This is a genomic window from Burkholderia sp. BKH01 (assembly GCF_025685725.1).
In the GTDB taxonomy this organism is placed as follows: Bacteria; Pseudomonadota; Gammaproteobacteria; order Burkholderiales; family Burkholderiaceae; genus Burkholderia; species Burkholderia pyrrocinia_C.
In genome coordinates, this window is sequence record NZ_JAOTQT010000017.1 from 94,118 (window position 1) to 118,636 (window position 24,519).

22 protein-coding genes are annotated in these 24,519 nt (G+C 66.9%); 6 read left to right on the plus strand and 16 right to left on the minus strand.

Annotated features, from left to right (window positions below; translation table 11 throughout):
• Positions 1-2 precede the first annotated feature (2 nt).
• Together OEJ37_RS23205 and uraH are read right to left on the minus strand one after the other, a co-directional pair.
• Positions 3-1,196, minus strand: a complete 1,194-nt coding sequence (locus OEJ37_RS23205) for a urate hydroxylase PuuD (RefSeq protein ID WP_263345945.1) — start codon at positions 1,194-1,196, stop codon at positions 3-5.
• Between the two features lie 54 nt (positions 1,197-1,250).
• Positions 1,251-1,604 (minus strand): hydroxyisourate hydrolase, encoded by a 354-nt coding sequence (uraH, locus tag OEJ37_RS23210; RefSeq protein ID WP_011352401.1) that lies wholly within the window; start codon positions 1,602-1,604, stop codon positions 1,251-1,253.
• A 519-nt stretch (positions 1,605-2,123) separates the two neighbouring features.
• Here uraH and OEJ37_RS23215 point away from each other — a divergent pair.
• Positions 2,124-3,536, plus strand: coding sequence for an 8-oxoguanine deaminase (locus OEJ37_RS23215; protein ID WP_263345949.1), 1,413 nt, complete (start codon positions 2,124-2,126; stop codon positions 3,534-3,536).
• Positions 3,537-3,629: 93 nt separating this feature from the next.
• On the opposite strand, the gene OEJ37_RS23220 is transcribed toward OEJ37_RS23215, so the two are convergent.
• Together OEJ37_RS23220 and OEJ37_RS23225 are read right to left on the minus strand one after the other, a co-directional pair.
• On the minus strand, positions 3,630-4,559 hold the full coding sequence (locus tag OEJ37_RS23220; protein ID WP_006478550.1) for a LysR substrate-binding domain-containing protein: 930 nt from the start codon (positions 4,557-4,559) through the stop codon (positions 3,630-3,632).
• A gap of 222 nt (positions 4,560-4,781) precedes the next feature.
• Positions 4,782-4,991, minus strand: coding sequence for a dodecin (locus OEJ37_RS23225; protein ID WP_021160372.1), 210 nt, complete (start codon positions 4,989-4,991; stop codon positions 4,782-4,784).
• A 135-nt stretch (positions 4,992-5,126) separates the two neighbouring features.
• Here OEJ37_RS23225 and OEJ37_RS23230 point away from each other — a divergent pair, with 135 nt between their 5' ends.
• Positions 5,127-6,020, plus strand: a complete 894-nt coding sequence (locus OEJ37_RS23230; protein WP_174420188.1) for an NAD(P)-dependent oxidoreductase — start codon at positions 5,127-5,129, stop codon at positions 6,018-6,020.
• Positions 6,021-6,086: 66 nt separating this feature from the next.
• Here OEJ37_RS23230 and OEJ37_RS23235 read toward each other — a convergent pair whose 3' ends face one another.
• The 4 genes from OEJ37_RS23235 to OEJ37_RS23250 all read right to left on the minus strand — a co-directional run bounded on the left by OEJ37_RS23235 (position 6,087) and on the right by OEJ37_RS23250 (position 9,450).
• Entirely contained in the window at positions 6,087-6,533 is a 447-nt protein-coding gene (locus tag OEJ37_RS23235; RefSeq protein ID WP_027784713.1) for a hypothetical protein, read from the minus strand.
• 333 nt (positions 6,534-6,866) lie between these two features.
• Positions 6,867-7,298 (minus strand): large conductance mechanosensitive channel protein MscL, encoded by a 432-nt coding sequence (mscL, locus tag OEJ37_RS23240; RefSeq protein WP_034181166.1) that lies wholly within the window; start codon positions 7,296-7,298, stop codon positions 6,867-6,869.
• Between the two features lie 233 nt (positions 7,299-7,531).
• The gene (locus OEJ37_RS23245; RefSeq protein WP_174421678.1) at positions 7,532-8,689 is read right to left on the minus strand and encodes a tetratricopeptide repeat protein; all 1,158 of its coding nucleotides are present in this window, start codon (positions 8,687-8,689) and stop codon (positions 7,532-7,534) included.
• 80 nt (positions 8,690-8,769) lie between these two features.
• Positions 8,770-9,450, minus strand: coding sequence for a PspA/IM30 family protein (locus OEJ37_RS23250; RefSeq protein WP_059233905.1), 681 nt, complete (start codon positions 9,448-9,450; stop codon positions 8,770-8,772).
• Positions 9,451-9,916: 466 nt separating this feature from the next.
• Between OEJ37_RS23250 and OEJ37_RS23255 the strand changes: the two genes are divergently transcribed.
• The gene (locus OEJ37_RS23255) at positions 9,917-12,439 is read left to right on the plus strand and encodes a penicillin-binding protein 1A (RefSeq protein ID WP_263345963.1); all 2,523 of its coding nucleotides are present in this window, start codon (positions 9,917-9,919) and stop codon (positions 12,437-12,439) included.
• A gap of 82 nt (positions 12,440-12,521) precedes the next feature.
• Here the strand turns inward: OEJ37_RS23255 and OEJ37_RS23260 are convergent, their stop codons facing one another.
• From OEJ37_RS23260 to mfd, 4 genes are all read right to left on the minus strand, one after another.
• The gene (locus OEJ37_RS23260; RefSeq protein ID WP_263345965.1) at positions 12,522-12,992 is read right to left on the minus strand and encodes a DUF3574 domain-containing protein; all 471 of its coding nucleotides are present in this window, start codon (positions 12,990-12,992) and stop codon (positions 12,522-12,524) included.
• A gap of 145 nt (positions 12,993-13,137) precedes the next feature.
• Positions 13,138-14,157 (minus strand): threonine/serine dehydratase, encoded by a 1,020-nt coding sequence (locus tag OEJ37_RS23265; protein ID WP_263345967.1) that lies wholly within the window; start codon positions 14,155-14,157, stop codon positions 13,138-13,140.
• 60 nt (positions 14,158-14,217) lie between these two features.
• Positions 14,218-15,438, minus strand: a complete 1,221-nt coding sequence (gene argE / locus OEJ37_RS23270) for an acetylornithine deacetylase (protein WP_263345970.1) — start codon at positions 15,436-15,438, stop codon at positions 14,218-14,220.
• Between the two features lie 94 nt (positions 15,439-15,532).
• Positions 15,533-19,003 carry a transcription-repair coupling factor gene (mfd, locus tag OEJ37_RS23275; RefSeq protein WP_174421673.1) on the minus strand — a complete coding sequence of 1,157 codons (3,471 nt, stop codon included), beginning with the start codon at positions 19,001-19,003 and terminating at the stop codon, positions 15,533-15,535.
• Between the two features lie 107 nt (positions 19,004-19,110).
• On the opposite strand from mfd, the gene ispD reads away from it, so the two are divergent.
• Together ispD and ispF are read left to right on the plus strand one after the other, a co-directional pair.
• The gene (gene ispD / locus OEJ37_RS23280) at positions 19,111-19,821 is read left to right on the plus strand and encodes a 2-C-methyl-D-erythritol 4-phosphate cytidylyltransferase (protein WP_174421672.1); all 711 of its coding nucleotides are present in this window, start codon (positions 19,111-19,113) and stop codon (positions 19,819-19,821) included.
• A gap of 22 nt (positions 19,822-19,843) precedes the next feature.
• Positions 19,844-20,329 (plus strand): 2-C-methyl-D-erythritol 2,4-cyclodiphosphate synthase, encoded by a 486-nt coding sequence (gene ispF / locus OEJ37_RS23285; protein ID WP_034181174.1) that lies wholly within the window; start codon positions 19,844-19,846, stop codon positions 20,327-20,329.
• A gap of 147 nt (positions 20,330-20,476) precedes the next feature.
• Here ispF and OEJ37_RS23290 read toward each other — a convergent pair whose 3' ends face one another.
• From OEJ37_RS23290 to ompR, 4 genes are all read right to left on the minus strand, one after another.
• Entirely contained in the window at positions 20,477-21,004 is a 528-nt protein-coding gene (locus OEJ37_RS23290) for a carboxymuconolactone decarboxylase family protein (RefSeq protein WP_006478562.1), read from the minus strand.
• A 76-nt stretch (positions 21,005-21,080) separates the two neighbouring features.
• The gene (locus OEJ37_RS23295; RefSeq protein WP_160931726.1) at positions 21,081-21,629 is read right to left on the minus strand and encodes a peroxiredoxin; all 549 of its coding nucleotides are present in this window, start codon (positions 21,627-21,629) and stop codon (positions 21,081-21,083) included.
• 189 nt (positions 21,630-21,818) lie between these two features.
• The gene (locus tag OEJ37_RS23300; RefSeq protein ID WP_174421671.1) at positions 21,819-23,180 is read right to left on the minus strand and encodes an ATP-binding protein; all 1,362 of its coding nucleotides are present in this window, start codon (positions 23,178-23,180) and stop codon (positions 21,819-21,821) included.
• 39 nt (positions 23,181-23,219) lie between these two features.
• Entirely contained in the window at positions 23,220-23,954 is a 735-nt protein-coding gene (gene ompR / locus OEJ37_RS23305) for a two-component system response regulator OmpR (RefSeq protein WP_006478565.1), read from the minus strand.
• Between the two features lie 258 nt (positions 23,955-24,212).
• Here ompR and OEJ37_RS23310 point away from each other — a divergent pair, with 258 nt between their 5' ends.
• Positions 24,213-24,491 (plus strand): hypothetical protein, encoded by a 279-nt coding sequence (locus tag OEJ37_RS23310; protein ID WP_174421679.1) that lies wholly within the window; start codon positions 24,213-24,215, stop codon positions 24,489-24,491.
• Positions 24,492-24,519: the final 28 nt, after the last annotated feature.

Genomic DNA, 24,519 nt, shown 5'->3' on the forward strand with positions numbered 1-24,519 from the left:
GCTTACTTGACCGCGCCACCCTCGAACCAGGCGGCGAGCTTCGTCCGCTCGTCGTCGGTCATGTGCGTGACGTTGCCGATCGGCATCGCCTTCAGGCGCACGGCCTGTTCGTAGATACGCTGCGCGTTCTTCGACACTTCGTCCGGCGTGTCGAACATCACGCCCGCGGGTGCGCTGCCCATCAGCGTCGGCTTCGCCGAGTGGCACTCGACGCAGCGCTGCTGCAGGATCGGCATGATGTCGTTGATCACGATCTTCGGCGCGTTCGCGGCTTGCGCCTCCGGTGCAACCGGCTTCGGCATCGTCCACACCAGTGCGCCCGACAGCAGCGCGACGCCGCCGATCGGCAGGTACCACAGCTGCTTGCCGCGGTGACGCATCACGAAGAACTGGCGGATCAGCGCGCCGGCCAGCATGATCAGCACGAGCACGACCCAGTTGAACTTGTTCGTGTACGTCATCGCATAGTGGTTCGACAGCATCGCGAACACGACCGGAAGCGTGAAGTACGTGTTGTGCACCGAGCGTTGCTTGCCGCGCTTGCCGTAGATCGGGTTCGGCTCTTCGCCCTTGAGCATCTTGTCGACCATCTTGCGCTGGCCGGGGATGATCACGAAGAACACGTTCGCCGACATGATCGTCGCGAGCATCGCGCCGACGATCAGGTAGGCGGCACGGCCCGAGAAGATGTGGCACGCGAGGTACGCTGCGACGACGACGTAGAGGCCGACGCAAATGCCGAGCACGCGGTCGTTGGTGCCGAGGAGGCGGCACAGCGAGTCGTAGACGATCCAGCCGGCCGCGAGGAAGCCGAGTGCGGATGCGACGGCGACGACCGGGCCCATGTCGAGCACGCTCTTGTCGATCAGGTACGTGTTCGGTGCGAGCAGGTACAGCACGAAGAACAGCGAGAAGCCCGACAGCCAGGTCGTGTACGACGGCCACTTCGACCAGTGCAGGTCATCCGGCATTTCCGGCGGGGCGACCGTGTACTTCTGCATGTTGTAGAAGCCGCCGCCGTGGACGTGCCACAGTTCGCCGAACACACCGCGCTTGCGCTGGTTCGGGTCGGTCGGCGGTTTCAGGCTGTTGTCGAGCGCGACGAAATAGAACGACTCGCCGATCCACGCGATGGCGACGATGACGTGCAGCCATCGCAGCGCGAGGTTCAGCCAGTCGGTGATGAAGCCTTCCATGAAACTCCTCCAGACTCAGATCGTTTGTCTTTGATGTGGGCGCCGATGCGTATGTCAGCTGCCGCGATAGGTGCTGTACGACCACGGCGACACGAGCAGCGGCACGTGGTAGTGCGAGCCGGTGTCGGCGATGCCGAAGCGCAGCACGACGCGGTCGACGAAACGGGGTTCGGGCACCTTCACGCCGAGCGACGCGAAGTAGTCGCCGGCATGGAACACGAGTTCGTATTCGCCGGCGGCGAGCGCGGCGCCTTCGAGCAGGGGTTCGTCGCAGCGGCCGTCGCTATTGGTCAGCACGGTCTTGATCGCGCGGCGCGATTCGCCGTCCAGCGCGTAGAGGTCGACCTTGATTGCGGCGCCGGGACGACCGTGTGCCGTATCGAGTACGTGGGTAGTGAGCTTTCCCATTCGTTGTGTCCTTGTGTGAATGCGAGGTTCGGCGGCGACTCGATCCATTGACTGTGCGGCGGATCGAGGCTCCACGTCACGTGGCTACATACCCGTCGGCGAGGTGAAGCGAGCGCCGTGCAGGCATTGTAAAAACGTTCCCCGTGCAAATACGGGCGCGATATCAAAGATAATGCGCCGCGCATGAACGGCTGTCGACGGCACGCCGACAGGGCTTTCAGCGGGCGTTTCGGGCCTCCGGCGGCAGGGCGGACCGAGCGCGCGCGGCGTACCATATCGGAACCGTGAAGTGCGGTATTCGGGATCGCGCATTGTGCGCCGCGCGTGCTTGGGCGATCCTCCCGCCGTGCGCGTCGGTCTGTGGCCCGCGCGTACCCCGAAGACGGCGAGCATGCCGGGTAACCGGGCCAGGGCGTTCGAACGGACGCAGGCACCGGGGCGTGCCGCGAATCAGCGTTCGAACGGCTGTGTGACCGTCCCCAGGATCGACGCCTGGGGGCAGACCGACGCGGAGAACGCATGAACATCGAGCAGCACGCCGGCGCACGCGCGCCGAACGCATCCCCATCCCGCCCGAAATCCCTGCTGGTCAAGCACGCCGACGTGCTCGTGACCATGGACGACACGCGCCGCGAATTGCGCGACGCGGGGCTCTACATCGAAGACAACCGGATCGTCGCGGTCGGCCCGACCGCCGAGCTGCCCGACACGGCCGACGAAGTGCTCGACCTGCGTGGCCACCTCGTGATCCCGGGGCTCGTGAACACGCACCACCACATGTACCAGAGCCTCACGCGCGCGGTGCCGGCCGCGCAGAACGCCGAGCTGTTCGGCTGGCTCACGAACCTGTACCGAATCTGGGCGCACCTGACGCCCGAGATGATCGAGGTGTCGACGCTCACCGCGATGGCCGAGCTGCTGCAGTCGGGCTGCACGACGTCGAGCGACCACCTGTACATCTATCCGAACGGCAGCCGGCTCGACGACAGCATCGGCGCCGCGCAGCGGATCGGCATGCGCTTTCACGCGAGCCGCGGCGCGATGAGCGTCGGCCAGCGCGACGGCGGGCTGCCGCCCGATTCGGTCGTCGAGCGCGAACCCGACATCCTGCGCGACACGCAGCGCCTGATCGAGACCTATCACGACGAAGGCCGCTACGCGATGCTGCGCGTGGTGGTCGCGCCATGCTCGCCGTTTTCCGTGAGCCGCGACCTGATGCGCGACGCGGCCGTGCTCGCGCGCGAGTACGGCGTGTCGCTGCACACGCACCTGGCGGAGAACGTCAACGACATCGAGTACAGCCGCGAGAAGTTCGGGATGACGCCCGCCGAATATGCGGAAGATCTCGGCTGGGTCGGCCACGACGTATGGCATGCGCACTGCGTGCAGCTCGACGATGCGGGCATCGGCCTGTTCGCGCGCACCGGCACCGGCGTCGCGCACTGTCCGTGCTCGAACATGCGGCTCGCATCGGGTATCGCGCCGGTGAAGAAGATGCGTCTCGCGGGTGTGCCGGTCGGCCTCGGCGTCGACGGCTCCGCGTCGAACGACGGCGCGCAGATGGTCGCTGAAGTGCGGCAGGCGCTGCTGCTGCAGCGGGTCGGTTTCGGGCCCGATGCGATGACCGCGCGCGAAGCGCTCGAGATCGCGACGCTCGGCGGCGCGAAGGTGCTGAACCGCGACGATATCGGCGCGCTGAAGCCCGGCATGGCCGCGGACTTCGCCGCGTTCGACCTGCGTCAACCGCTGTTCGCGGGCGCGCTGCACGATCCGGTCGCGGCGCTGGTGTTCTGCGCGCCGTCGCAGACGGCGTACACGGTGGTGAACGGGAAGGTGGTGGTGCGGGAAGGGCGGCTGGCGACGCTCGATCTGCCGCCGGTCATCGAGCGCCATAACGCGCTCGCGCATGCGCTGGTCGACGCATCGCGCTGAACGAAGCCTGAAGCGATACGGCGGCCGCCTTGCCGGGCGTGCCGCCAGCCGCTAGCCGTCACCGCGCCGCGACGGCGCGGGCGGAGTGTGCCGTTACGCCTCGATCAGCGTGCGGGTGGCTTCGGCGACGAGGCTGCGCAACCAGCGCACTTCGTCGGAGTAGTGGCAGCGCTCGTGCCACAGCTGGTAGTACTGCATCGGCGGGAAGTCGAGCGGCGCCGGCACGACCGACAGAGGCAGGAACTTCGCGTAATGATCGGCGAACAGGCGCGTGGTCGTGAAGATCAGGTCGGACTTCACGAGCACGTACGGCGCGAGGTTGAAGTACGGCAGCGTGACGACCACGTGGCGCTTGAGCCGTTCGCGCGCGAGATGCACGTCGATCGCGCCGCGCTGGCCGACCGAGTACGGCGTCGGCGCGAGATGCGGCGCGTTCAGGTACTGGTCGAGCGTGAGCCCGCCGCGCTTCGCGAACGGGTGCGTGTTGCTCATCAGGCAGACGATCTCGTCGACGAACAGGTTCGACAGGTGCAGTTGCTCGGGCGGTTCGGGCCAGTTGCCGACGACGATGTCGAGCTTGCCGTCTTCCAGCGCGAGTTCGTAGTCGAACGCGGGGCCGAGCGAGTGAAACTCGAGCGTCGCGTTCGGCGCGGCCAGGCGGAAGCGCTCGACGACGGTCGGCACGAACAGCACGTTCAGGTAGTCGGGGCAGCCGATCCGGTAGCAGCGGATCGACGTGGCCGGGTCGAAGTTGTGCTGCTGGAACTTGATGCGCTCGATTTCACGCAGTGCGTTCTGCACGGGCTCGAGCAGACGCAGCCCGTATTCGGTCGGCACCATGCCGGATTTGCCGCGCACCAGCAGCGGATCGCCGGTGATGTCGCGCAGGCGCCGCAGCGCGGCGCTGATCGCCGGTTGCGACTGGTTCAGTTTGACGGCCGCGCGCGTGACGCTGCGCTCCATCAACAAGGTGTGCAAGACGCGCAAGAGGTACGTGTCGATCGCCTCGCGTTGCTGACTCATGATTTCTCCGGGTTATATGTCCAGGCTGATCGAGGGGTACTGTGGGTATATCGTTTTTAATATGAACGAAAGTCAGCGTCAAGAGATGGATACCCGCAGGCACCCGCCGGCCGGGTCCCGACAAGGGGCCCGAACGGGGTTGCAAGCGGGCGCGCGGCGCCGCGCGGAGGCGCGTGTAGTGCGACCCCGGATCGCGGCGCGGCGTGTGATGCAGCGGTTGCGTCAGTCGTCGATGCGCATGCCGACCTTCAGCGTGACCTGCCAGTGAACGACCTGGTCGCCTTCGATGTGGCCGCGCGTTTCGGTCACCTGGAACCAGTGCAGGTTGTGCAGCGTCTTGCCGGCCTTCGAGATCGCGTTGCGGATGGCGTCGTCGCTCGATTGCTGCGACGAACCGGTCAGTTCGATCATCTTGTACACGTGGTCGCTCATGATGCGCTCCCTGGGATATCCGTATGGTTCGCCGGTGCAAGCCGCGGTCCCGAAGCTGCGCCGCGCGTGCCCGGCTTCTTGAGTGATAGGTATGATGGGCGGCAAGTGCAACCCATATCGGAGACGAGGAACATCGTGGAAGTCGGATTTTGCGGACCGGGATTGATGGGCGCGCCGATGATTCGGCATCTGCTGGCGGCCGGGCATCGCGTCAGCGTGTGGAATCGCTCGCGCGACAAGGCCGAGGCGCTCGTGAAGGACGGCGCGCAGGTGGTCGGCACGCCGCGCGAACTGGCGGAACGCGTCGATACCGTGTTCGTGTGCGTGCTCGACGGGCGTGCGGTCGGTGACGTCGCGTTCGGCGAGCACGGGCTGTTTTCCGGCGATGCGGCTGCGCGCCGCCTGCGGCGTATCGTCGATCATTCGAGCATCCCGCCTGCCGCGACGCGCGACTACGCGGCGCGCGCGGCCGCGCTCGGCGCCGGCTGGGTCGATGCGCCCGTGTCGGGCGGCGTGCCGGGTGCGCAGGCCGGCACGCTCGCGGTGATGGCCGGCGGCCGCGCGGCCGATCTCGACGCGGTGCGGCCGCTGATCGGCACGTACGCGTCACGCATCACGCACATGGGCGACGCGGGCGCGGGCCAGACGGCGAAGCTGTGCAACCAGGCGATCGTCACCGCGACGGTGACCGCGATCGCCGAGGCCGTCGGCCTGGCGCAGGCGAGCGGCATCGACGCCGCGCGGCTGGCCGAGGCGCTGGCCGGCGGCTGGGCCGATTCGGTGCTGCTGCAGACGTTCGTGCCGCGCATGACGTCGGGCGGTCACGCGTCGATCGGCGCGCTCAGCACGTTCCAGAAGGACGTCGATGCGATTGCCGACGCGGCGCGCGACACGGGTGCGGTGATGCCCGTGTCGGCCACCGTGCAGCAGGTGCTGCGGCTCGGCGCCGCGCAGGGGCTCGCCAACGCCGATTTCGCCGCGTTCATCGACATCGTGCGGCCCGGCAACGGGCGTCGGCAGCCCGCGTAACGGAAACGCGGGGCGCGTGAATGGCAGATGGGCCGCCCGGAGGCGGCCCATCGAATGGCTGGCGGTTCAGCCGAGGGAGCGAGGTGTCGTGTCGCCGGCGTTCTGGCGACCGAGCCCGCCGCGCAGGCTCGCTTTCGTGCCTGCACCAAACTCGGGCAGGATGCGCGCGCGTGCCCGGCTCGCGAATACCAGGAAGCCGAAGCCGTTCGCTTCGTACCAGTACCCGCCGTTCTCGAGGCCGTCCAGCGGCTGCTCGAGCGCGTTGGCGATCGATTCGATGCAGCGTTTGCGCAGCTCGGCGATGGCCGGATAGGGCGGCTGGGCGCCGCGCACGCTGCACAGGAGCACGTCGAGACCGGGCAGCACATGCGCGTAGAGGACGGGTTCGTCCTGCGCACGGGCGCGGGCAATCTTGGTGTCGAGCTGGGCGAAAGGTTTCGAGTGGCGCAACACCGCAAGGAATGACTCCTGGCCATCCTGCTGCGCACGCCGACGTTTTTTCGGGAAGGACATAAACACTCGCCTCAAAAACAATTGCAAGAAATGCGGCACTTTCATGCGACCCACTCCCGGCTATGTACGCCGCATGTCGATCCTTTATAGCACACGAAAATGCTGCATTCGTGCAGTACGACGATCAATGTCTCCCGTCGACCTGCTCGCCATGATCGACACAGCCAGCGTCTTGGCGCCCGTACTGTCGTTTAGTCTCCATCATAGACCCGCTTTCCCCGCGCGTGCATTCGCGCGTCACAAAAAAGTGAGACAGGCCGCATGCGGCGGTGCACGGCGCGCGCAATAAAAAGGCCCGCACGGGGCGGGCCTGGCGGGCGGCGCGCTCGGCGCTCAGCGCTGCTTGAGCGAATCGCGGATCTCGCGCAACAGCACGGTGTCTTCCGGCGTCGCGGCCGGCGCGGCTTCTTCCGGCTTGCGCAGCTTGTTGATGAATTTCACCATCAGGAAAATGATGAACGCGAGGATGACGAAATTGATCGCCACGGTGATGAACGAGCCGTAGCCGAACGCGGCAACACCGGCGGTCTGCAGGTCCTTGAACGAATCGGGATTACCCTTGAACGTCGGAGGGATGGTGCCGAGCAGAACGAACTTGTTCGAGAAATCCAGGCCGCCTGTCAGCAAGCCGATGACCGGCATGATGAGGTCTTTCACGATCGAGTCGACGATCTTCGAGAAGGCGCCGCCGATGATCACGCCGACGGCGAGATCCATCACGTTGCCCTTGACGGCAAACTCCTTGAATTCCTTGATGATGCTCATGAGCGGCTTTCTCCTTGTTGGTGCTAGAGGAGGCGTGCCGCGACGCGCAGGCTTGTATTGCGTCGAATGAGGGTCGGTGGCACGCCGATGGCCGCATGATAGCGAACGCTCCCCATTGCCGGTAGTCCATCTTGAAATGATTGACAAATCCGCGCGTCGGCGCGGCCGGTCATGCAGGGGAGCGTGGCGTGTGTTGCGGCGCGTCGACGGGAACGTCGACGCGCCGCGCAGGGTCAGGTGTTGTCGTCCGTCCAGCCGTCGTCGTTGCTGCCGAGATCGACGTTGCCACTGCCGCCGTCGCTCCAGTTCGACGCATCGCCGCGGCCGAGGTCGAAGCCCGGGTCGGTTTCCTGCCGGCGGCGCTCGCCGTCGACGATCACGTCGCGTTCGACCACGCGCTCGCGGCCGCCGGACATCGCCTCGCCGAGCAGCACGCCGGTCAGCAGCCCGCCCATCCCGCCGCCGAAACCGCCGCCTTGCTGGATCACGACGGGCGGCTGCTGTTGCGGGTAGGGCTGCTGCGGATACGGCTGGCCCTGCGCGCCCGTCATGCGATCGGCTTCCTGCGCGTACACGGAGCCGCTGCCGTTCGCCGGTGCCGCGGGTTGCGCGGCCGGATCGGGGCGGCCTTCGACGCGTGCCTTCACGCTCGCATGACGCTGCTCGAGTTCGTCGACCTGATACGGCGGCACCGGATTCTTGCTGTTCGCCAGCGCCTCGACGAGCGTGCGCGCGTCGGTCTCGATCGCCTCGAGTTCGCCCATCAGCGCCGCGGCGCCGGGCGCCGTCGACAGCTTCGCGTCGAGTTTCAGCGGACGGATGTCGTTCAGCACGTCGGTCGCACGCTTGAGCTGCGTGCGGCGTTCGTCGTCGGCGCGGCTGTTGTCTGCCGTGCGCGCGCGCCGCAGCGTCCAGCGCAGCACCAGCGCGATCACCGCGACGATCAGCCCGAGGCCGATCCACATGCCGGTCGACGGGCCGTGTTTTTCGGCTGGCGCGACGGCGGGCGCGAGCGACGGCTGCAGCGTGCCGGCCTGCGTGGCGGACGGCGCGTTGCCGCTCACGCGCGCGGCGTCCGCGCGGATGCGCGACTCCGTCTGCGCGAAGCGCGACGCGTCGGTGAAGCGCAGTTGCGGGTCGAGCGACTTCGCACGCTGCAGCTGCGCGAGCGCGTCGGACGCGCGGCCTTCGCGGTCCAGCACCTGTGCATACAGGTAGCGCGCGTGCGCGTTGTTCGGATGGGCGTCGATGACTTGCGACAGCTGCGTGTCGGCTTGTTGCCAGTTGCGCTGGGCGATCGACTGCTCGACCTGCTGCAGCGACGGTACCGCAAACGCGGCGGACGACAGCAACATCAGCGAGAGGCCGAGTGCGGCGAGAGATTTCTTCATGGTCGAACCGGGCGCAGGCGCCCGTCTCCTGACGATCGGTTCGCGCCGCGCGCCCGGGCCGGGGCGCGGCGCGGTTGCCGTTACTGCGCGGGCGTGTCGAGCTGCTTCTTCAGCGCGGCGAGGCGATCCTCGACCGACGGGCCCTTGTTCAGCGCGGCGAGCTTGTCGTCGAGCGCCTTGCCGCTCGACGTGTCGGCCGAATTGAGCCGTGCGTCCGAGCGGGCGTTCTGCAGCGCAACCTTGTCCTCGAGCTTCTGGAAATCCTCGGACAGGTTCTTGCCGCCGATGCCGCCCAGGGCGCTGGCCGCGACATCCTTCGCCTGCGCGATTTCCTGCTTGGCCTGCAGGATGTTCGAGCGCGCGTTCAGGTCGTTGCGGCGCTGGCGCATGTCGGCGATCTGCCCCTTCAGCTTGTCGACCGACGGCTCGAGCGTCGTCAACTCGGCCGCGAGCGCGTCGCGCTCGGCTTCCGCGTTCGACTGCGCGGCCAGTGCCTCGCGTGCGAGCGCTTCGTCGCCGGACTGCAGCGCGCGCTTCGCGCCGTCTTCGTACTTCTTCACCTTGTCGTCGGCCGCATCGCGCTTGCTGCGCTGGGTCGCGACCTGTGCCTCGATCTCGATCAGCGAATTCTCGGCACGGCCGATGCTGTCGTCGAGCTCCCGCACGATCTGCCGTGCGTCGCGCGACGGATCCTGTACCGAATCGGCCGCATCGTTCAGCAGGCCTTTGATCGTGCGCGAAACAGAGTCGAAAAGCGACATGAAATCCTCCGTGGTTGAAAGGCGCCGCGTGACCGCGGCAGTGCCCGCCGCGTGACCGCGGCAGTGCCCGCCGCGGGCCGATTGCGACCCGCGTGAGCCGGCGGATATTACACCACCGGTTCACTTAAATACGGCTTAAACGCGTGAGTTCAAGCGGCTTGCGTATCGGAATGACAAACCTTTCGCGATTGAAAGAAAATCGGCCGCGCGCCCCGCATTGCGTGTCCATGATAGGCCGAGGATGCCGACAATACGTTCCGCGAATCACGGCGTTGCGGGAATTTTTACAAAAAATCGCGAAGGCGCCCGGTCGATTTCATTAAAATGCGCTGTCACGTCGCGGGAACGGATCGCCGCGCGGCGGGGTCTGTCGACGTGACAGTCGCATCTCGATGCACTCACTCTGATCCATCCGCTTGCATTTCCGCATGCGTCCGAGGGCGCCACGTACGCCCGCCATTCCGACATGCCAATTATCAAACGACCGCCTTCTCCTTCCGACAGGAACGAACCCCACTACACGCTGCGCCGTTCGCCGTCCGGAGCCTATTACCCCGATGACGACGATCGCGACCATCACGACGACGGCCGCCGCGCACAGCGCAGCGGCGGCGGGGCCCGTCGCTCGTTCGGCTCGCGCGTCGCGCTGTGGTTCGCCGGCCTGTTCGTCACGCTGGCGATCGTCGGTGCGTTGATCGTCGGCTACGCGCTGGTCGTGATGGCGCCGCAACTGCCGTCGCTCGATGCGCTGACCAACTACCAGCCGAAGGTGCCGCTGCGCGTGTTCACCGCCGATCACGTGCTGATCGGCGAGTTCGGCGAGGAGCGCCGCAGCCTCGTGCGCTTCCAGGACATTCCGGACGTGATGAAGAAGGCCGTGCTCGCGATCGAGGACTACCGCTTCTACGAGCACGGCGGCGTCGACTTCGTCGGCATCCTGCGGGCGGGCGTCGCCGACCTGATGCACGGCGGTGCGCGCCAGGGCGCGAGCACGATCACGATGCAGGTCGCGCGCAACTTCTTCCTGTCGAGCGAAAAGACCTACACGCGCAAGATCTACGAGATGCTGCTCGCGTACAAGATCGAGAAGGCCCTGACGAAGGACCAGATCCTCGAGCTGTACATGAACCAGATCTATCTCGGTCAGCGCTCGTACGGCTTCGCGGCCGCCGCGCGCGTGTATTTCGGCAAGGACCTGAAGGACATCACGCTCGCGGAAGCGGCGATGCTCGCGGGGCTGCCGAAGGCGCCGTCCGCGTATAACCCGGTCGTCAATCCGAAGCGTGCGAAGGTGCGCCAGGAATACATCCTGAAGCGCATGCTCGAGGTCGGCTACATCACGCAGCCGCAGTACGACGCGGCGGTGAAGGAAGAGATCCACGTGCGCACGCCGGGTAACCAGTACGCGGTGCACGGCGAGTACGTCGCCGAGATGGTGCGGCAGATGATGTACCAGCAGTACAAGGACGAAACCTACACGCGCGGGCTGACCGTCACGACGACGATCAATTCGGCCGACCAGGAAGCCGCGTACCAGGCCGTGCGTCGCGGCATTCTCGACTACGAGCGCCGCCACGGCTATCGCGGGCCGGAAGCGTCGATCAACCTGCCCGCGGCCGGCGACGACCGCGACGAGGCGATCGACGATGCGCTCGCCGATCACCCGGACAACGGCGACCTGCAGTCGGCGGTCGTGCTGTCGGCCTCGCCGAACGCGGTCGAGGTGCAATTCGTCGGCGGCGCGACGACGACGATCGGCCCGGCCGGGCTGCGCTTCGTGTCGGCCGCGCTTGGGGCCCGCGCGAACAACGCGCTGCGCATCAAGCCGGGCTCGATCGTGCGCGTGCTGAAGGAGGGCAAGACGGGTTGGCAGGTCGTGCAGCTGCCGCAGGTCGAAGGCGCGCTCGTCGCGATCGCGCCGCAGGACGGCGCGATCCGCTCGCTCATCGGCGGCTTCGACTTCAACAAGAGCAAGTTCAACCACGTGACGCAGGCATGGCGGCAGCCGGGCTCGTCGTTCAAGCCGTTCATCTATTCGGCGTCGCTCGACAAGGGCATGGGGCCGGCGACGATGATCAACGACGCGCCGCTGTATTTCCCGCCGAGCGTGCCGGGCGGCACCGCGTGGGAGCCGAAGGACGACGACCAGCCGGACGGCCCGATGACGATGCGCACGGGCCTGCAGCGTTCGAAGAACCTGGTGTCGATCCGGATCCTCGCATCGATCGGCACGCAGTATGCGCAGCAGTACGTGACGCAGCGCTTCGGCTTCGATCCTGCGAAGACGCCGCCGTACCTGCCGATGGCGCTCGGCGCGGGCCTCGTGACGCCGCTGCAGCTCGCGACCGGCTACGCGGTGTTCGCGAACGGCGGCTACAAGGTCGATCCGTACCTGATCGCCGAAGTCGACGATGCGCGCGGCCAGGCGCTGCAGAAGTCGCAGCCGGTGATCGCGGGCAGCACCGCGCCGCGCACGATCGAAGGCCGCAACGCGTTCGTGATGAACAGCCTGCTGCATTCGGTTGCGACGGGCGGCACGGGCGCGGGCACCAACGCACTGGGCCGCAGCGACCTGCAGGGCAAGACGGGTACGACGAACGACGCGAAGGACGGCTGGTTCGCCGGCTACCAGCAGTCGCTCGTCGCGGTCGCGTGGATGGGCTTCGACCAGCCGAAGAGCCTCGGCAGCCGCGAATTCGGCGCGCAGCTCGCATTGCCGATCTGGGTGAACTACATGCGCACCGCGCTGAACGGCGTGCCGGAGCAGCAGATGCCGATGCCGGACGGCCTGACCTCGATCGACGGCGAGCTGTTCTACGCCGATCGCACGCCGGGCAACGGCTTCGTCGGGAACGTCGACATCAACCCGGCCGAGAACGCGATCAGCGCGAACGACGCACTCGGCTCGGCCGGCGCGGCAGGGCTCACGCCGCCGCCCGTCACGGCGCAGGAGAAGCAGCAGATCATGGACATGTTCGAGAGCAAGTAAGCGGTACGCCGCTGTTCCGGCATGCGACGGGCGCCTTCGGGCGCCCGTTTTTTGTGCGCTGCCGGTAGCGGGAGAAGCGAAATCAGAACGACGCGCAGGCCGGCACGAACGTGACGCCGACCGACTCCTGATGGAACCGCTCCGCGTACGCGTGCCGGATCGCGGCGAGCCGCGCGCGCGTGTCGGGCGTATCGTCGGCGATGATACGGATCACGAAGCTGTCTTCGCGTGTGATGTTGCCGGTCGCGCGATCGCGCCACTGGCCGTGCGTGTCCCAGTACGTGAGGCCGTCGGGGAAACGCGGCGTGACCGTGTCGGCGAGGAACGTCGCGCGTTCGGCGTCGGTGACGGGGCCGCGTCCCGCGATGTCGCGTCCGAACAGCAGGTCGGCTTGCAGCGTGGGGTGTTCGCCCGGTTGCGCGCACATCGGTTGCGCGCCGGCGGTCGGCGGGGGCGCGGCCGCGCAACCCGCGAGCAAGGCGATCGCCGCGGCGCCGGTCGCACGCGTCGCGCGTTGCCGCCACGTCGCCGCGCGCGTCAGAGACAGCCACATCTGCCCATTTCGCGTCGATCGACCTCCGCGCGTGCAAAACGCTGCGCGCTCAACCACTTGCGTGCTTGTTCGGCGGGTTATCAACAGGGCTGTCAACATAATCTGGGGATAACCCTAGGTCGGTTCGCTGGTGCGCGGCCCGCGGTCAGTGCTGCCGTTTCGCGTGCGCGAGATGCATGCCGAGCGTGCCGGGGTCGGTGTTCGTGCCCGACAGCAGCACGCCGACGCGCTTGCCCTGCAGCGTTTCGCGCAGCGGGCCGAGCAGCGCGGCGAGTGCGGCCGCGCAAGCCGGTTCGACCGACAGCTTCAGGTGCGAGAACAGGAACAGCATCGCGGTGCGCAGCGCGTCGTCGGACACGGTGACGATGCGGTCGACGTGGCGCCGGCACAGCTGGTAGCTGTATTCCTCGGTATGCGGCGCCATCAGCGAATCGGCGATCGTCTGCATCGCGCTCATCTTGATCGTGTGATTCGCCGCGAAGCTGCGGCTCATCGCGTCGGCGCCTTCCGGCTCGACGCCGTACACGTGCACGTGCGGATTCGCGAGCCTTAGCGCGGTCGCCATGCCGGCCGCGAGCCCGCCGCCGCCGATCGGCACGATCACCGCATCGAGGTCGGGTGTCTGCGTCGCCCATTCGTAGCCGAGCGTCGCGGTGCCGAGGATCGTGTGATAGCCGTTGAACGGATGGATGAAGAAGCGGCCTTCCTCGGCCTCGATCCGCCGCACGAGATCGAACGCCTGCGATGCGCTGCCTGCGAGCACGACTTCCGCGCGGTACTGCTTGCACTGCGCGATGCGCGTCGGGCTCGCGGTATGGAACATCACCACCTTCGCGCTGCTGCCGAGCCGCATCGCCGCATATGCGACGGCCGCCGCATGATTGCCGGCCGACACACAGGTGACGCCGGCATCCTTGCGTGCTTCGTCGAGCGCGAGCAGGTGCGTGAATGCGCCGCGCGCCTTGAAGCTGCCGCTCACCTGCAGCAGTTCGAACTTGAAGTTGACGTGCGTGCCCTCGAGGGACGGCAGGTCGGCGCGTTCGAACACGGGCGTGCGCGCGACCCACGGCGACAACGCGAAATGCTGCGCGGCGATTTCGTCGAGCGTCGGAATCGGCTCGCCGTCGATCGTCGTATGGGGAGTGCCCTGTTGTTCAGTCGACATGACGTGGCGGGTGGCGGAGTGGGCCGGCCCGCACGCGCGGGCCGGCGTGGCGGGAGGCAGTCAGTGCGCGTCGACCGACATGCTGCGGATGAACTTGCGCAGGAACTGCTCGCAGCCGGCGAGCTGCGCGAGCTCGACATATTCGTTCGGCTTGTGCGCCTGTTCGATGTTGCCGGGCCCGCACACGACGCTCGGGATGCCCGCGCGTTCGAACAGGCCGGCCTCGGTGCCGTACGCGACCTTGCGCTTGTCCTGGTCGGCGGTCAATGCGCGCACGAGCTGCGTGATCGCGGCCTGTTCGGTCGCGTCGAGGCCGGGCGCCGCGGCGATCTTCGAGAACTCGATCGCGGCATTCGGATGCTCGCGAAGCATCTGCGGCAGCAGCGTTTCCTGCGCATACGCTTCGATGCGCGTGAAGATCTGCTCGGGATCGAGCGTCGGCAGGTTGCGGAACTCGAAGTCGAACCGGCATTCGGCCGGCACCGTGTTGATCGCGTTGCCGCCCTGGATCGTGCTCGTCTGCGCGGTCGTGAACGGCACGTCGTACAACTCGTCGAACGGGCCTTCGGCGCGAAAACGCTCGGCGATGTCGCGGATGTGGCAGATGAGGCGCGCCGCGTACTCGATCGCGTTGAGCCCCTTCGGCGTCAGCGACGAATGCGCCGCGTGGCCGCGCACGCAGCAGCGGTACGCGTTGATGCCCTTGTGCGCGATGATCGGCCGCATGCTGGTCGGCTCGCCGACGATGCAGCCGGACGGTTGCACGCCGCGCTTGACGAGGTCGGCGATCATCAGCGGCGCGCCCGCGCAGCCGATTTCCTCGTCGTAGGACAGCGCGAAATGGATCGGCTTCGCGAGCTTCGTCGCCTGCATCTCGGGCAACAGCGCGAGCGCCGTGCCGATGAAGCCCTTCATGTCGCAGGTGCCGCGGCCGTACAGGCGGCCGTCGCGGATTTCCGGTGCAAACGGGTTGCTGTCCCATTGCTGGCCGTCGACCGGCACGACGTCGGTATGCCCCGACAGCACGATGCCGCCGTTGGTGGAGCCGTCGTGCGCGGGCACCGTCGCGAACAGGTTTGCCCAGCCTTCGCGCGGATCGTGCGTGATCGTCGAAACGATGCCTTTCGCGGCGAGCGCGTCGCGCACCGTTTCGATCAGGCCGAGATTCGGCACGCGGCTCGTCGTGTCCATCGACACCAGTTGCTTGACCCACGGCAGGCTGATGAGCGATTCGTCGCCTTGGGTTGCGGCGGACGGCGCCGTCGCGTCGAGAGTGGACATGGCAAAACTCCGTCTGATGAATGGGAAAATCATACTCAAAAACGCGCCGGCCCGCCTTCGCCGGGCGCGGTGCGGTGCAGCATCGCCGCGGCCTTCAGCGCACCGCGGCGGCCGCTCCCTGCTTCGGCGCGAGCGCGCGCAACGTTTCCTTGATCGTCGACACGCGGATCGCGAGATCGGGCGAGCGCGTCTCGATGCGCAGCTTGTCCTGGCCGGCGAGCTTGATGTGCCGGTGCTTCTGCACCATCTCGATGATCCGCATCGGATCGATCGGCGGATTCGGCTCGAACTGCAGCCCGATCGCGACCTCGCTCGCGTCGATCTTCACGATGCCGAGCGGCTTCGCGGCGATGCGCAGCCGGTGCGTCTCGACGAGCGCGTGCGCCTGCGGCGGCAGCTTGCCGAAGCGGTCGATCAGTTCCTCCTGGATGCCGTCGATCGAGTCGCCGTGCTCGCAGTTCGCGAGGCGCTTGTACAGCGACAGCCGTTCCTGCACGTCCCCGCAGTAGTCGGCCGGCAGGATCGCGGGCGCATGCAGGTTGATTTCCGTCGTCGCGGCGAGCGGCGCGGTGAGGTCGGGCTCCTTGCCGTTCTTCAGCGCCTTCACCGCGTCGTTCAGCATGTCCGTATAGAGCTGGAAGCCGATCTCGTGGATCTCGCCCGACTGCTTGTCGCCGAGCACTTCGCCGGTGCCGCGGATCTCGAGGTCGTGCATCGCGAGATAGAAGCCCGAGCCCAGTTCCTCCATCTGCTGGATGGCCTCGAGCCGGCGCTGCGCCTGCTTGGTCAGCGCCTGCGGATCGTGGACCAGCAGGTACGCATAGGCCTGGTGATGCGAGCGGCCGACGCGGCCGCGCAACTGGTGGAGCTGTGCGAGGCCGAACTTGTCCGAGCGGTGCATGATGATCGTGTTCGCGCTCGGCACGTCGATGCCGGTCTCGATGATGGTCGTGCACAGCAGCACGTTCGCGCGCTGTGCGACGAAATCGCGCATCACGCGCTCGAGTTCGCGCTCGTGCATCTGGCCGTGCGCGATCACGATGCGCGCCTCGGGCACGAGTTCCTCGAGCATCGCCTTGCGGTTCTCGATCGTCTCGACCTCGTTGTGCAGGAAATACACCTGGCCGCCGCGCTTCAGCTCGCGCAGCATCGCCTCGCGGATCACGCTTTCCTCCTCGCGGCGCACGAAGGTCTTGATCGCGAGCCGCTTCTGCGGCGCGGTCGCGATCACCGAGAAATCGCGCAACCCTTCGAGCGCCATCCCGAGCGTGCGCGGGATCGGCGTCGCGGTGAGCGTCAGCACGTCGACTTCCGCGCGCAGCGCCTTCAGTGCCTCCTTCTGGCGCACGCCGAAGCGGTGTTCCTCGTCGATGATCACGAGGCCGAGGCGCTTGAACTGCACGTCCGACGACAGCAGCTTGTGCGTGCCGATCACGATGTCGACGCTGCCTTCGTTGATCTGCGCGATCGCCGTGTTGACTTCCTTCGTGGTCTTGAATCGCGACAGCTCGACGATCCGCACCGGCCAGTCCGCGAAGCGGTCGACGAAGGTCTGCGTATGCTGCTCTGCGAGCAGCGTGGTCGGCGACAGCAGCGCGACCTGCTTGCCGCCCATCACCGCGATGAATGCGGCACGCAGCGCGACCTCGGTCTTGCCGAAGCCGACGTCGCCGCACACGAGGCGGTCCATCGGCTTGCCGCTCGTCATGTCGCCGATCACGGCCGCGATCGCGGCGGCCTGGTCGGGCGTCTCCTCGAAGCCGAAGCTTTCCGCGAATTTCACGTAGTCGCGCGGGTCGAGCGCGAATGCGTGGCCCTCGCGGGCCGCGCGGCGCGCGTACAGGTTCAGCAGCTCGGCGGCCGTGTCGCGGATCTGCTGCGCGGCCTTGCGCTTCGCACGCTCCCACTGGCCGGAGCCGAGCGCGTGCAGCGGCGCACTGTCGGGATCGGCGCCGCTGTAGCGCGAGATCACGTGCAATTGCGCGACGGGCACGTAGAGCTTGCTGTCGCCCGAGTATTCGAGATGCAGGAATTCGGTCTCGCCTTCGCCGAGATCCATCGACACGAGGCCCATGTAGCGGCCGATGCCGTGCTGCGCGTGGACGACCGGGTCGCCGACCTTCAGCTCCGACAGGTCGCGCACCATCGCGTCGACGTTGCTGGCCTGTTCCTGCCGGCGACGGCCCGCGCGGCGGCCGAGCGCGCCGTACAGCTCGGTCTCGGTGACGATCGCGTAGCCTTCGCCCGGCACCGCGAAGCCGCTCGACAGCGGCGCGACGCCGAGCGCGAAGCGTTCGTCGCTCGCGAGCCAGCCGGCGAAGTGGTCGTTCGACACCGGCCGCAGATGGTGCTCGGCGAGCAACTGCAGGATCGTCTCGCGGCGGCCGGCCGATTCGACGGTCAGCAGCACGCGCTTGCCCGACGATTCGACGAACGTACGCAGCGACGCGAGCGGATCGTCGGAATGCCGGTCGACGGTGAGCTCGGGCAGCGCGGTCGCCCAGCCGCCGGCCGGTTGCGCGGGCAGCACGACGCGTGCGAACGGCTTCGCGAACGCGAAGAAATCCTCGTCGGACAGGAACAGGCGCTGCGGCTCCAGGATCGGCCGCTCGCGATCGTGCGACAGGAACGCGTGGCGCTGCTTCGTATCGGCCGTGAAGCGGCGGATCGAGGCTTCGAGATCGCCGGTGAACACGAGGTGCGCGTGCTGCGGCAGGTAGTGGAACAGCGTGGCCGTTTCGTCGAAGAACAGCGGCAGGTAATACTCGATGCCGGCCGACGGCACGCCGTTGCCGATGTCCTTGTAGATCGGCGCGCGGCTCGGGTCGCCTTCGAAGGTCTCGCGCCAGCGGCTGCGGAAGGCCGTGCGCGCGGCTTCGTCGAACGGGAACTCGCGGCCGGGCAGCAGCCGCACGTCGCGCACCGGGTAGAGGCTGCGCTGCGTGTCGGGGTCGAACGCGCGGATCGAGTCGACCTGGTCGTCGAACAGGTCGATCCGGTACGGCAGCGGCGAGCCCATCGGGTACAGGTCGATCAGCGAGCCGCGCACGCAGTATTCGCCGGGTCGCACGACCTGGCTCACGTGCTCGTAGCCGGCCAGCGTGAGCTGCGCCTTCAGCTTCGCCTCGTCGAGCCGTTCGCCCTGCGCGAACGCGAACGTGTACGCGGCCATGAACGACGCCGGCGGCATCCGGTACAGCGCGGTGGTGGCGGGCACGAGCAGGATGTCGCAGCGGCCTTCGCCGAGGTCGTGCAGCGTCGCGAGCCGCTCGGACACGAGGTCCTGGTGCGGTGAGAACGTGTCGTACGGCAGCGTTTCCCAGTCTGGCAGCAGGCGCACGCGCGCATCGGGCGAGAAGTAGCGGATTTCCTGCGAAAGCCGTTGCGCGTCGACCGCGTTCGCGCAGATCACCGCGAGGAGCGGCACGTCCCGGCGGTTGTCGGCGAGATAACGGGCGATGGCGAGCGCGTCGGCGGAACCGTGCGCGCCGTCGAAGGCAAAGCGCTGGCCGGGTTTGACGCGGGCAACGGGCGAGGCGGACGGGGTGGAAGCGTTATCTGGCATAGGGACGGCAGGGGTGGCGTGCACGGGCGCATCGCGGTGCGCCGGTCGAGACGAAAGACCTATTATAAAATCCGCTTCTCGATTTCACCTTTCCGGCGTTTCCTTTCGTGACTCCCCGACTTTTCGCCCTGATTCCCTGTGCCGGCACGGGCAGCCGTTCCGGCTCGGCCGTGCCGAAGCAATATCGCACGCTGGCCGGCCGCGCGCTCCTGCATTACACGCTCGCCGCGTTCGACGCGTGCAGCGAATTCGCGCAGACGCTCGTCGTCCTCGCGCCCGACGATTCCCATTTCGACGCACGCCGCTTCGCGGGCCTGCGCTTCGCGGTGCGCCGCTGCGGCGGCGGCTCGCGGCAGGCGTCGGTGCTGAACGGGCTGCTCGGGCTGGCCGAATTCGGCGCGACCGACCACGACTGGGTGCTGGTGCACGACGCTGCGCGCCCGGGCATCACGCCGGAGCTGATCCGCACGCTCGTCGCGACGCTGAAGGACGACCCGGTCGGCGGCATCGTCGCACTGCCGGTGGCCGATACGCTCAAGCGCGTGCCGGCCGGCGGCGACGCGATCGCGCGCACCGAGTCGCGCGACGCGCTGTGGCAGGCGCAGACGCCGCAGATGTTCCGCATCGGCATGCTGCGCGACGCGATCCTGCGCGCGCAGCGCGAAGGACACGACCTGACCGACGAAGCGAGCGCGATCGAATGGGCGGGCCACACGCCGCGCGTCGTGCAGGGCAGCCTGCGCAACTTCAAGGTCACGTATCCGGAAGATTTCGCGCTCGCGGAAGCGATCCTCGCGCGCGCCCCGCAATCCACCTGACACTTACTCAATCGGAACACGCATGGATTTCAGAATCGGACAAGGCTACGACGTGCACCAGCTCGTCCCGGGGCGCCCCCTCATCATCGGCGGCGTGACGATTCCGTACGAGCGCGGCCTGCTCGGCCACTCGGACGCGGATGTGCTGCTGCACGCGATCACCGACGCGCTGTTCGGCGCGGCGGCGCTCGGCGACATCGGCCGCCATTTCTCCGACACCGATGCGGCGTTCAAGGGCGCGGACAGCCGCGTGCTGCTGCGCGAGTGCGTTGCCCGCGTGCAGGCGGCCGGCTTCACGATCCAGAACGTCGACAGCACCGTGATCGCGCAGGCGCCGAAGCTCGCGCCGCATATCGACGGGATGCGCGCGAACATCGCGGCCGATCTCGGGCTGCCGCTCGATCGCGTGAACGTGAAGGCGAAGACCAACGAGAAGCTCGGTTATCTCGGCCGCGGCGAGGGCATCGAGGCGCAGGCCGCCGCGCTGCTGGTCAGGCAGGGCGGCTGATACCCGGTAGTGGCGGCGCGCGGGTTCGCGCCGCGCGCGATGCTGCGGAAACGAAAAATGCCACGCATCAGCGTGGCATTTCCGTTTGGAGCGACGGCCGCTCCGGCATGGCTGCCGGTCGCGCGGCGAAGCCGCTCATGCAGCCATTCACTCGCCTTCGGCGGCGATCACCTGCGCGGCGGCGTTGATCACCGATGCGATGCGACCGACGTCGCGCAGCTGCGTGACGGTCATCCCTTGCTCGTTCTTCAGCAGCGCATAGTGCGACTTCACGCAGAAGTGGCACTTGCCGACGATCGACGCGGCGAGCGCGTACATCTCGAACTTGCGCTTGTCGACGCCGCCGTGCGTCGCATACGCACCCATCCGCAGCTCGGCGCGCTGCGTCTTCAGGTCGGCGTCGTCGGCCATCTCGACATACGGATACCAGGTGTTGTTCATCCCCATCAGCGCGGCTGCCGTCAGCACGGCGTTCGTCTCTTCGGGAGACAGCACGCCGGCTTCGCGGATCGTCTTCACGAGCACCGTGCTCTTCGCCGCGATCGCCGCCGCCAGCGCGACGCCGACCGCGTCGGTGCCTTCGAGCGACGAGCGCGAGATCGTGCCGTCGAGATTCAGGCGAATGTCCTTCGCGTAGTCGGGAATGCGTGCCTTAATCGAGTCGATGAATTCCATTGATATCTCCTATGGGTTGGCCGTTAAAAAAGCCCGCAGGCAGGACGTGCGCCGCGGGCTTCGTGCATCGATGCGCTTACAGCGTTGCGCCGCCGACTGCACGGTTGCACGGGCACAGTTCGTCCGTTTGCAGGCCGTCCAGAATGCGCAGGACTTCTGCCGGGCTGCGGCCGACGTTCAGGTTGTTCACCGAAACGTGCTGGATCGTGTTGTCCGGATCGACGATGAACGTTGCACGCAGGGCCACGCCGGCTTCCTTGTCGCGCACGCCGAGCTGGTCGATCAGCTCGCCCTTGACGTCGCCGAACGCGTAGTGGTTCAGCTTGTCCAGGTCCTTGTGCTCACGGCGCCATGCGAGCTTGACGAATTCGTTGTCCGAGCTGCCGCCCAGCAGGATGGCGTCGCGCTCTTCGAACTGCTTCGTGAGCTTCGCGAACTCGACGATTTCCGTCGGGCACACGAACGTGAAATCCTTCGGATAGAAGTAGATGATCTTCCACTTGCCCGGGAACGACGCTTCAGTGACGGTCTCGAATGCCGACTGGCCGTTTTCCTCGTGATTGTTGAAGCCCGGCTTCGCGGCTACGACGGTGAAAGCTTCGAGTTTATCGCCCACGGTTTTCATGCGGATACTCCTGTATGAGTTGGGAAGAGGAATGAGTCAAGCTACCTCGGTGCTGCAACGATGGTGTGACAGCATGGGGCGAACTATAACACTATTAATAAAACGCTTCAATAGATTTTAACTAACGATCTTCATAGTTTTTTTCAACCGGATCGATAGTGTGAAGCGCAGGAAGCGTGCGCGAACGCGTCACGCGGTCGCACGCGCCTTGCCGGCGCCGGGGAATTCGAGCGTGACTTCGAGACCCGCTTCGGGGTTGCGGTTGCGCAGGCGCAGCGCGCCGCGATAGCGGCCGACGAGCCGCAGCACGATCGCCATCCCGAGGCCCGTGCCGTCCGCCTTGGTGCGTGCGGTGTCGACGCGATAGAACGGCCGCATCACGAGCGGCAACTGATCTTCAGGGATGCCGGGGCCTTCGTCGCTCACCGACAGCTCGACGCGCGCGTGCGATACGCGCGTCTCGAGCGTGATGCGCGAGATGCCGTCCTGCTTGCTCTGGCCGTACTTGCGCGCGTTCTCGACGAGGTTGCCGATCACGCGACGCATGTCGGTCTCGTCGGCTTCGATGACCGCGCTCGGCGCGAGCCGCGTGCGGATCTCGACGCCGTCCTCGCCCGATACGCGCGCGGCGACTTCCTGCGCGATCGACGACAGGTCGACGGGCTCGGGCCTGCGCTGCGACGGGCGCGCGTAGTCGATGAAGGCCGCGATGATGCGGTCCATCTGCTCGATGTCGTCGACCATCGCGTCCTTGGTTGCCTGGTCGGACGGGCTCATCTCGGTTTCGAGGCGAAGCCGCGCGAGCGGCGTGCGCAGGTCGTGCGAGATGCCCGCAAGCATCAGCGCGCGGTCGGCCTCGAGCTGTTCGAGGTCGCGCACCATCTGGTTGAAGCTGCGGTTGGTCTCGGCCGCGACACCCATCCCGCGCTCGGGCAGCAGCTCGGGCGCCTGGCCCGAGCCGACCTGGCGCGCGGCGAGCGCCAGCCGCGAGAACGGTCGGTTCACGAGGCTCGTGATGAACGCGGAGCCGAACAGCGACAGCGCGAGCGCGAACAGCCCCCAGCCGGCCCACTGCAGGCCGGTGACGCTGTCGAGCTGGTCGCGGTCGAGCGCGACCCAGTAGTCGTCGTCGTCGATCTTGAAGCTGATCCACACGCCGGGAATGTCGTTGACCGACTGCGCGATCACGGTATCGTCGCCGAGGCGGCTGCGAATGTCGTGCTCGATCAGGCGATTCAGCGATTCGTCGGGCTGCAGCTTGAACTTGTCGGTTTTCTCGCGTGGGTAAACGCGCACGCCCTCGTTGCTCTCGAGATCCTGCAGCAGCGCGCGCCGCAAATCGGGATCGGAATAGAGCAGGGCGGTGCGCGTGAGCTTCACGATCGCGACGAGCTGCAGCGCGACGCGCTGCGCACGCGGCTCGCGCTCGATCACGCGAAAGCTCTGGAACCACGCGGCGAGACTGACCGAGATCAGCAGCGCGATCAGCAGGAAGGTGCGCCAGAACAGCCCGCCGAACGCGAGCTGCAGAAGGCGCCGGTCAATACGCATGGGACGGGCCGTGGGCGGGCGAAACCGGAAAAGAAAAAATCAGGCGGCGCCGTCCGGAATGAATACGTAGCCGAGGCCCCAGACGGTCTGGATGAAGCGCGGGCTGCCCGGATCCGGTTCGATCAGCTTGCGCAGGCGCGAGATCTGCACGTCGAGGCTGCGGTCGAACACTTCGTATTCACGGCCGCGCGCGAGCTCCATCAGCTTCTCGCGCGACAGCGGCTGGCGCGGATGACGCGCGAACACCTTCAGCACCGAGAATTCGCCGGTCGTCAGCGGAATTTCCTGGCCGGATTTCGTCAGCGTGCGCGTTGCAAGGTTCAGCGAGAACTCGCCGAACTCGAACACCTCGGTGGTTTCGGACGGTGCGCCCGGCAGTTCGGCCGGCGCCTGGCGGCGCAGCACCGCGTGAATGCGCGCGACGAGCTCGCGCGGGTTGAACGGCTTCGGCAGGTAATCGTCGGCGCCCATCTCGAGGCCGACGATGCGGTCGACATCCTCGCCCTTCGCGGTGAGCATGATGATCGGCGTGCGGTCGTTGCTGCCGCGCAGGCGGCGGCAGATCGACAGGCCGTCTTCGCCCGGCAGCATCAGGTCGAGCACGAGCAGGTCGAAACGCTCGCGCACCCAGAGCTTGTTCATCGCGGTTGCGTTTTCCGCGACATATACGTTGAAGCCCTGCTCGCCGAGATAGCGGCGCAGCAGATCGCGCAGGCGCGGGTCGTCGTCGACGACGAGAATCTTGGAGGGGTTTTTCGTTTCCATGATCGGCATCTTATCGCGAATGGGAATTGGCGCACGCTCGCGAATTTTCGCGCGTTACAGTCAGTTACAAAATTTACCCGTAGTGTCGCGCCGAGTAAAGGCAGGCTATAGAGATTCCTTTACTCGAAGCCGAAATTCGGTAGATACTCCCCTGCATTCCATCTTTCATCTTTGCACACCCGAATTCCGCAGGGTTTTTCAAGTACCAGAGGTAGCCGGTTGCCGCGTGACGAAGGGAACAAATCGACCAAAGAAGCGAGGACGGTCATGCGATCTGCCCGGATTGCACTGATGCTGACGATCGCGCTTGCCGGTCCGTATGCGTCGAACTTCGCGTATGCGCAGCGCCCCGAGCAGGGTGCGCCATCGCGCAAGCTGCCACGCGGCAAAACGCAGCAGCCCGACCGTTCCGCCGAGACGACGGTCCGTTCCGCCGTGCCCCTCGATCTCGAACAGCACCGCCGCGACGGGCACATGACGCCCGAGGAGCGCCATCTTTTGCGCCAGCACATCGAAGACGCCGTTCGCGAGCTGTACAAGCGCTGACACGTGCCGTCCTCGTACTGTGCGGAAC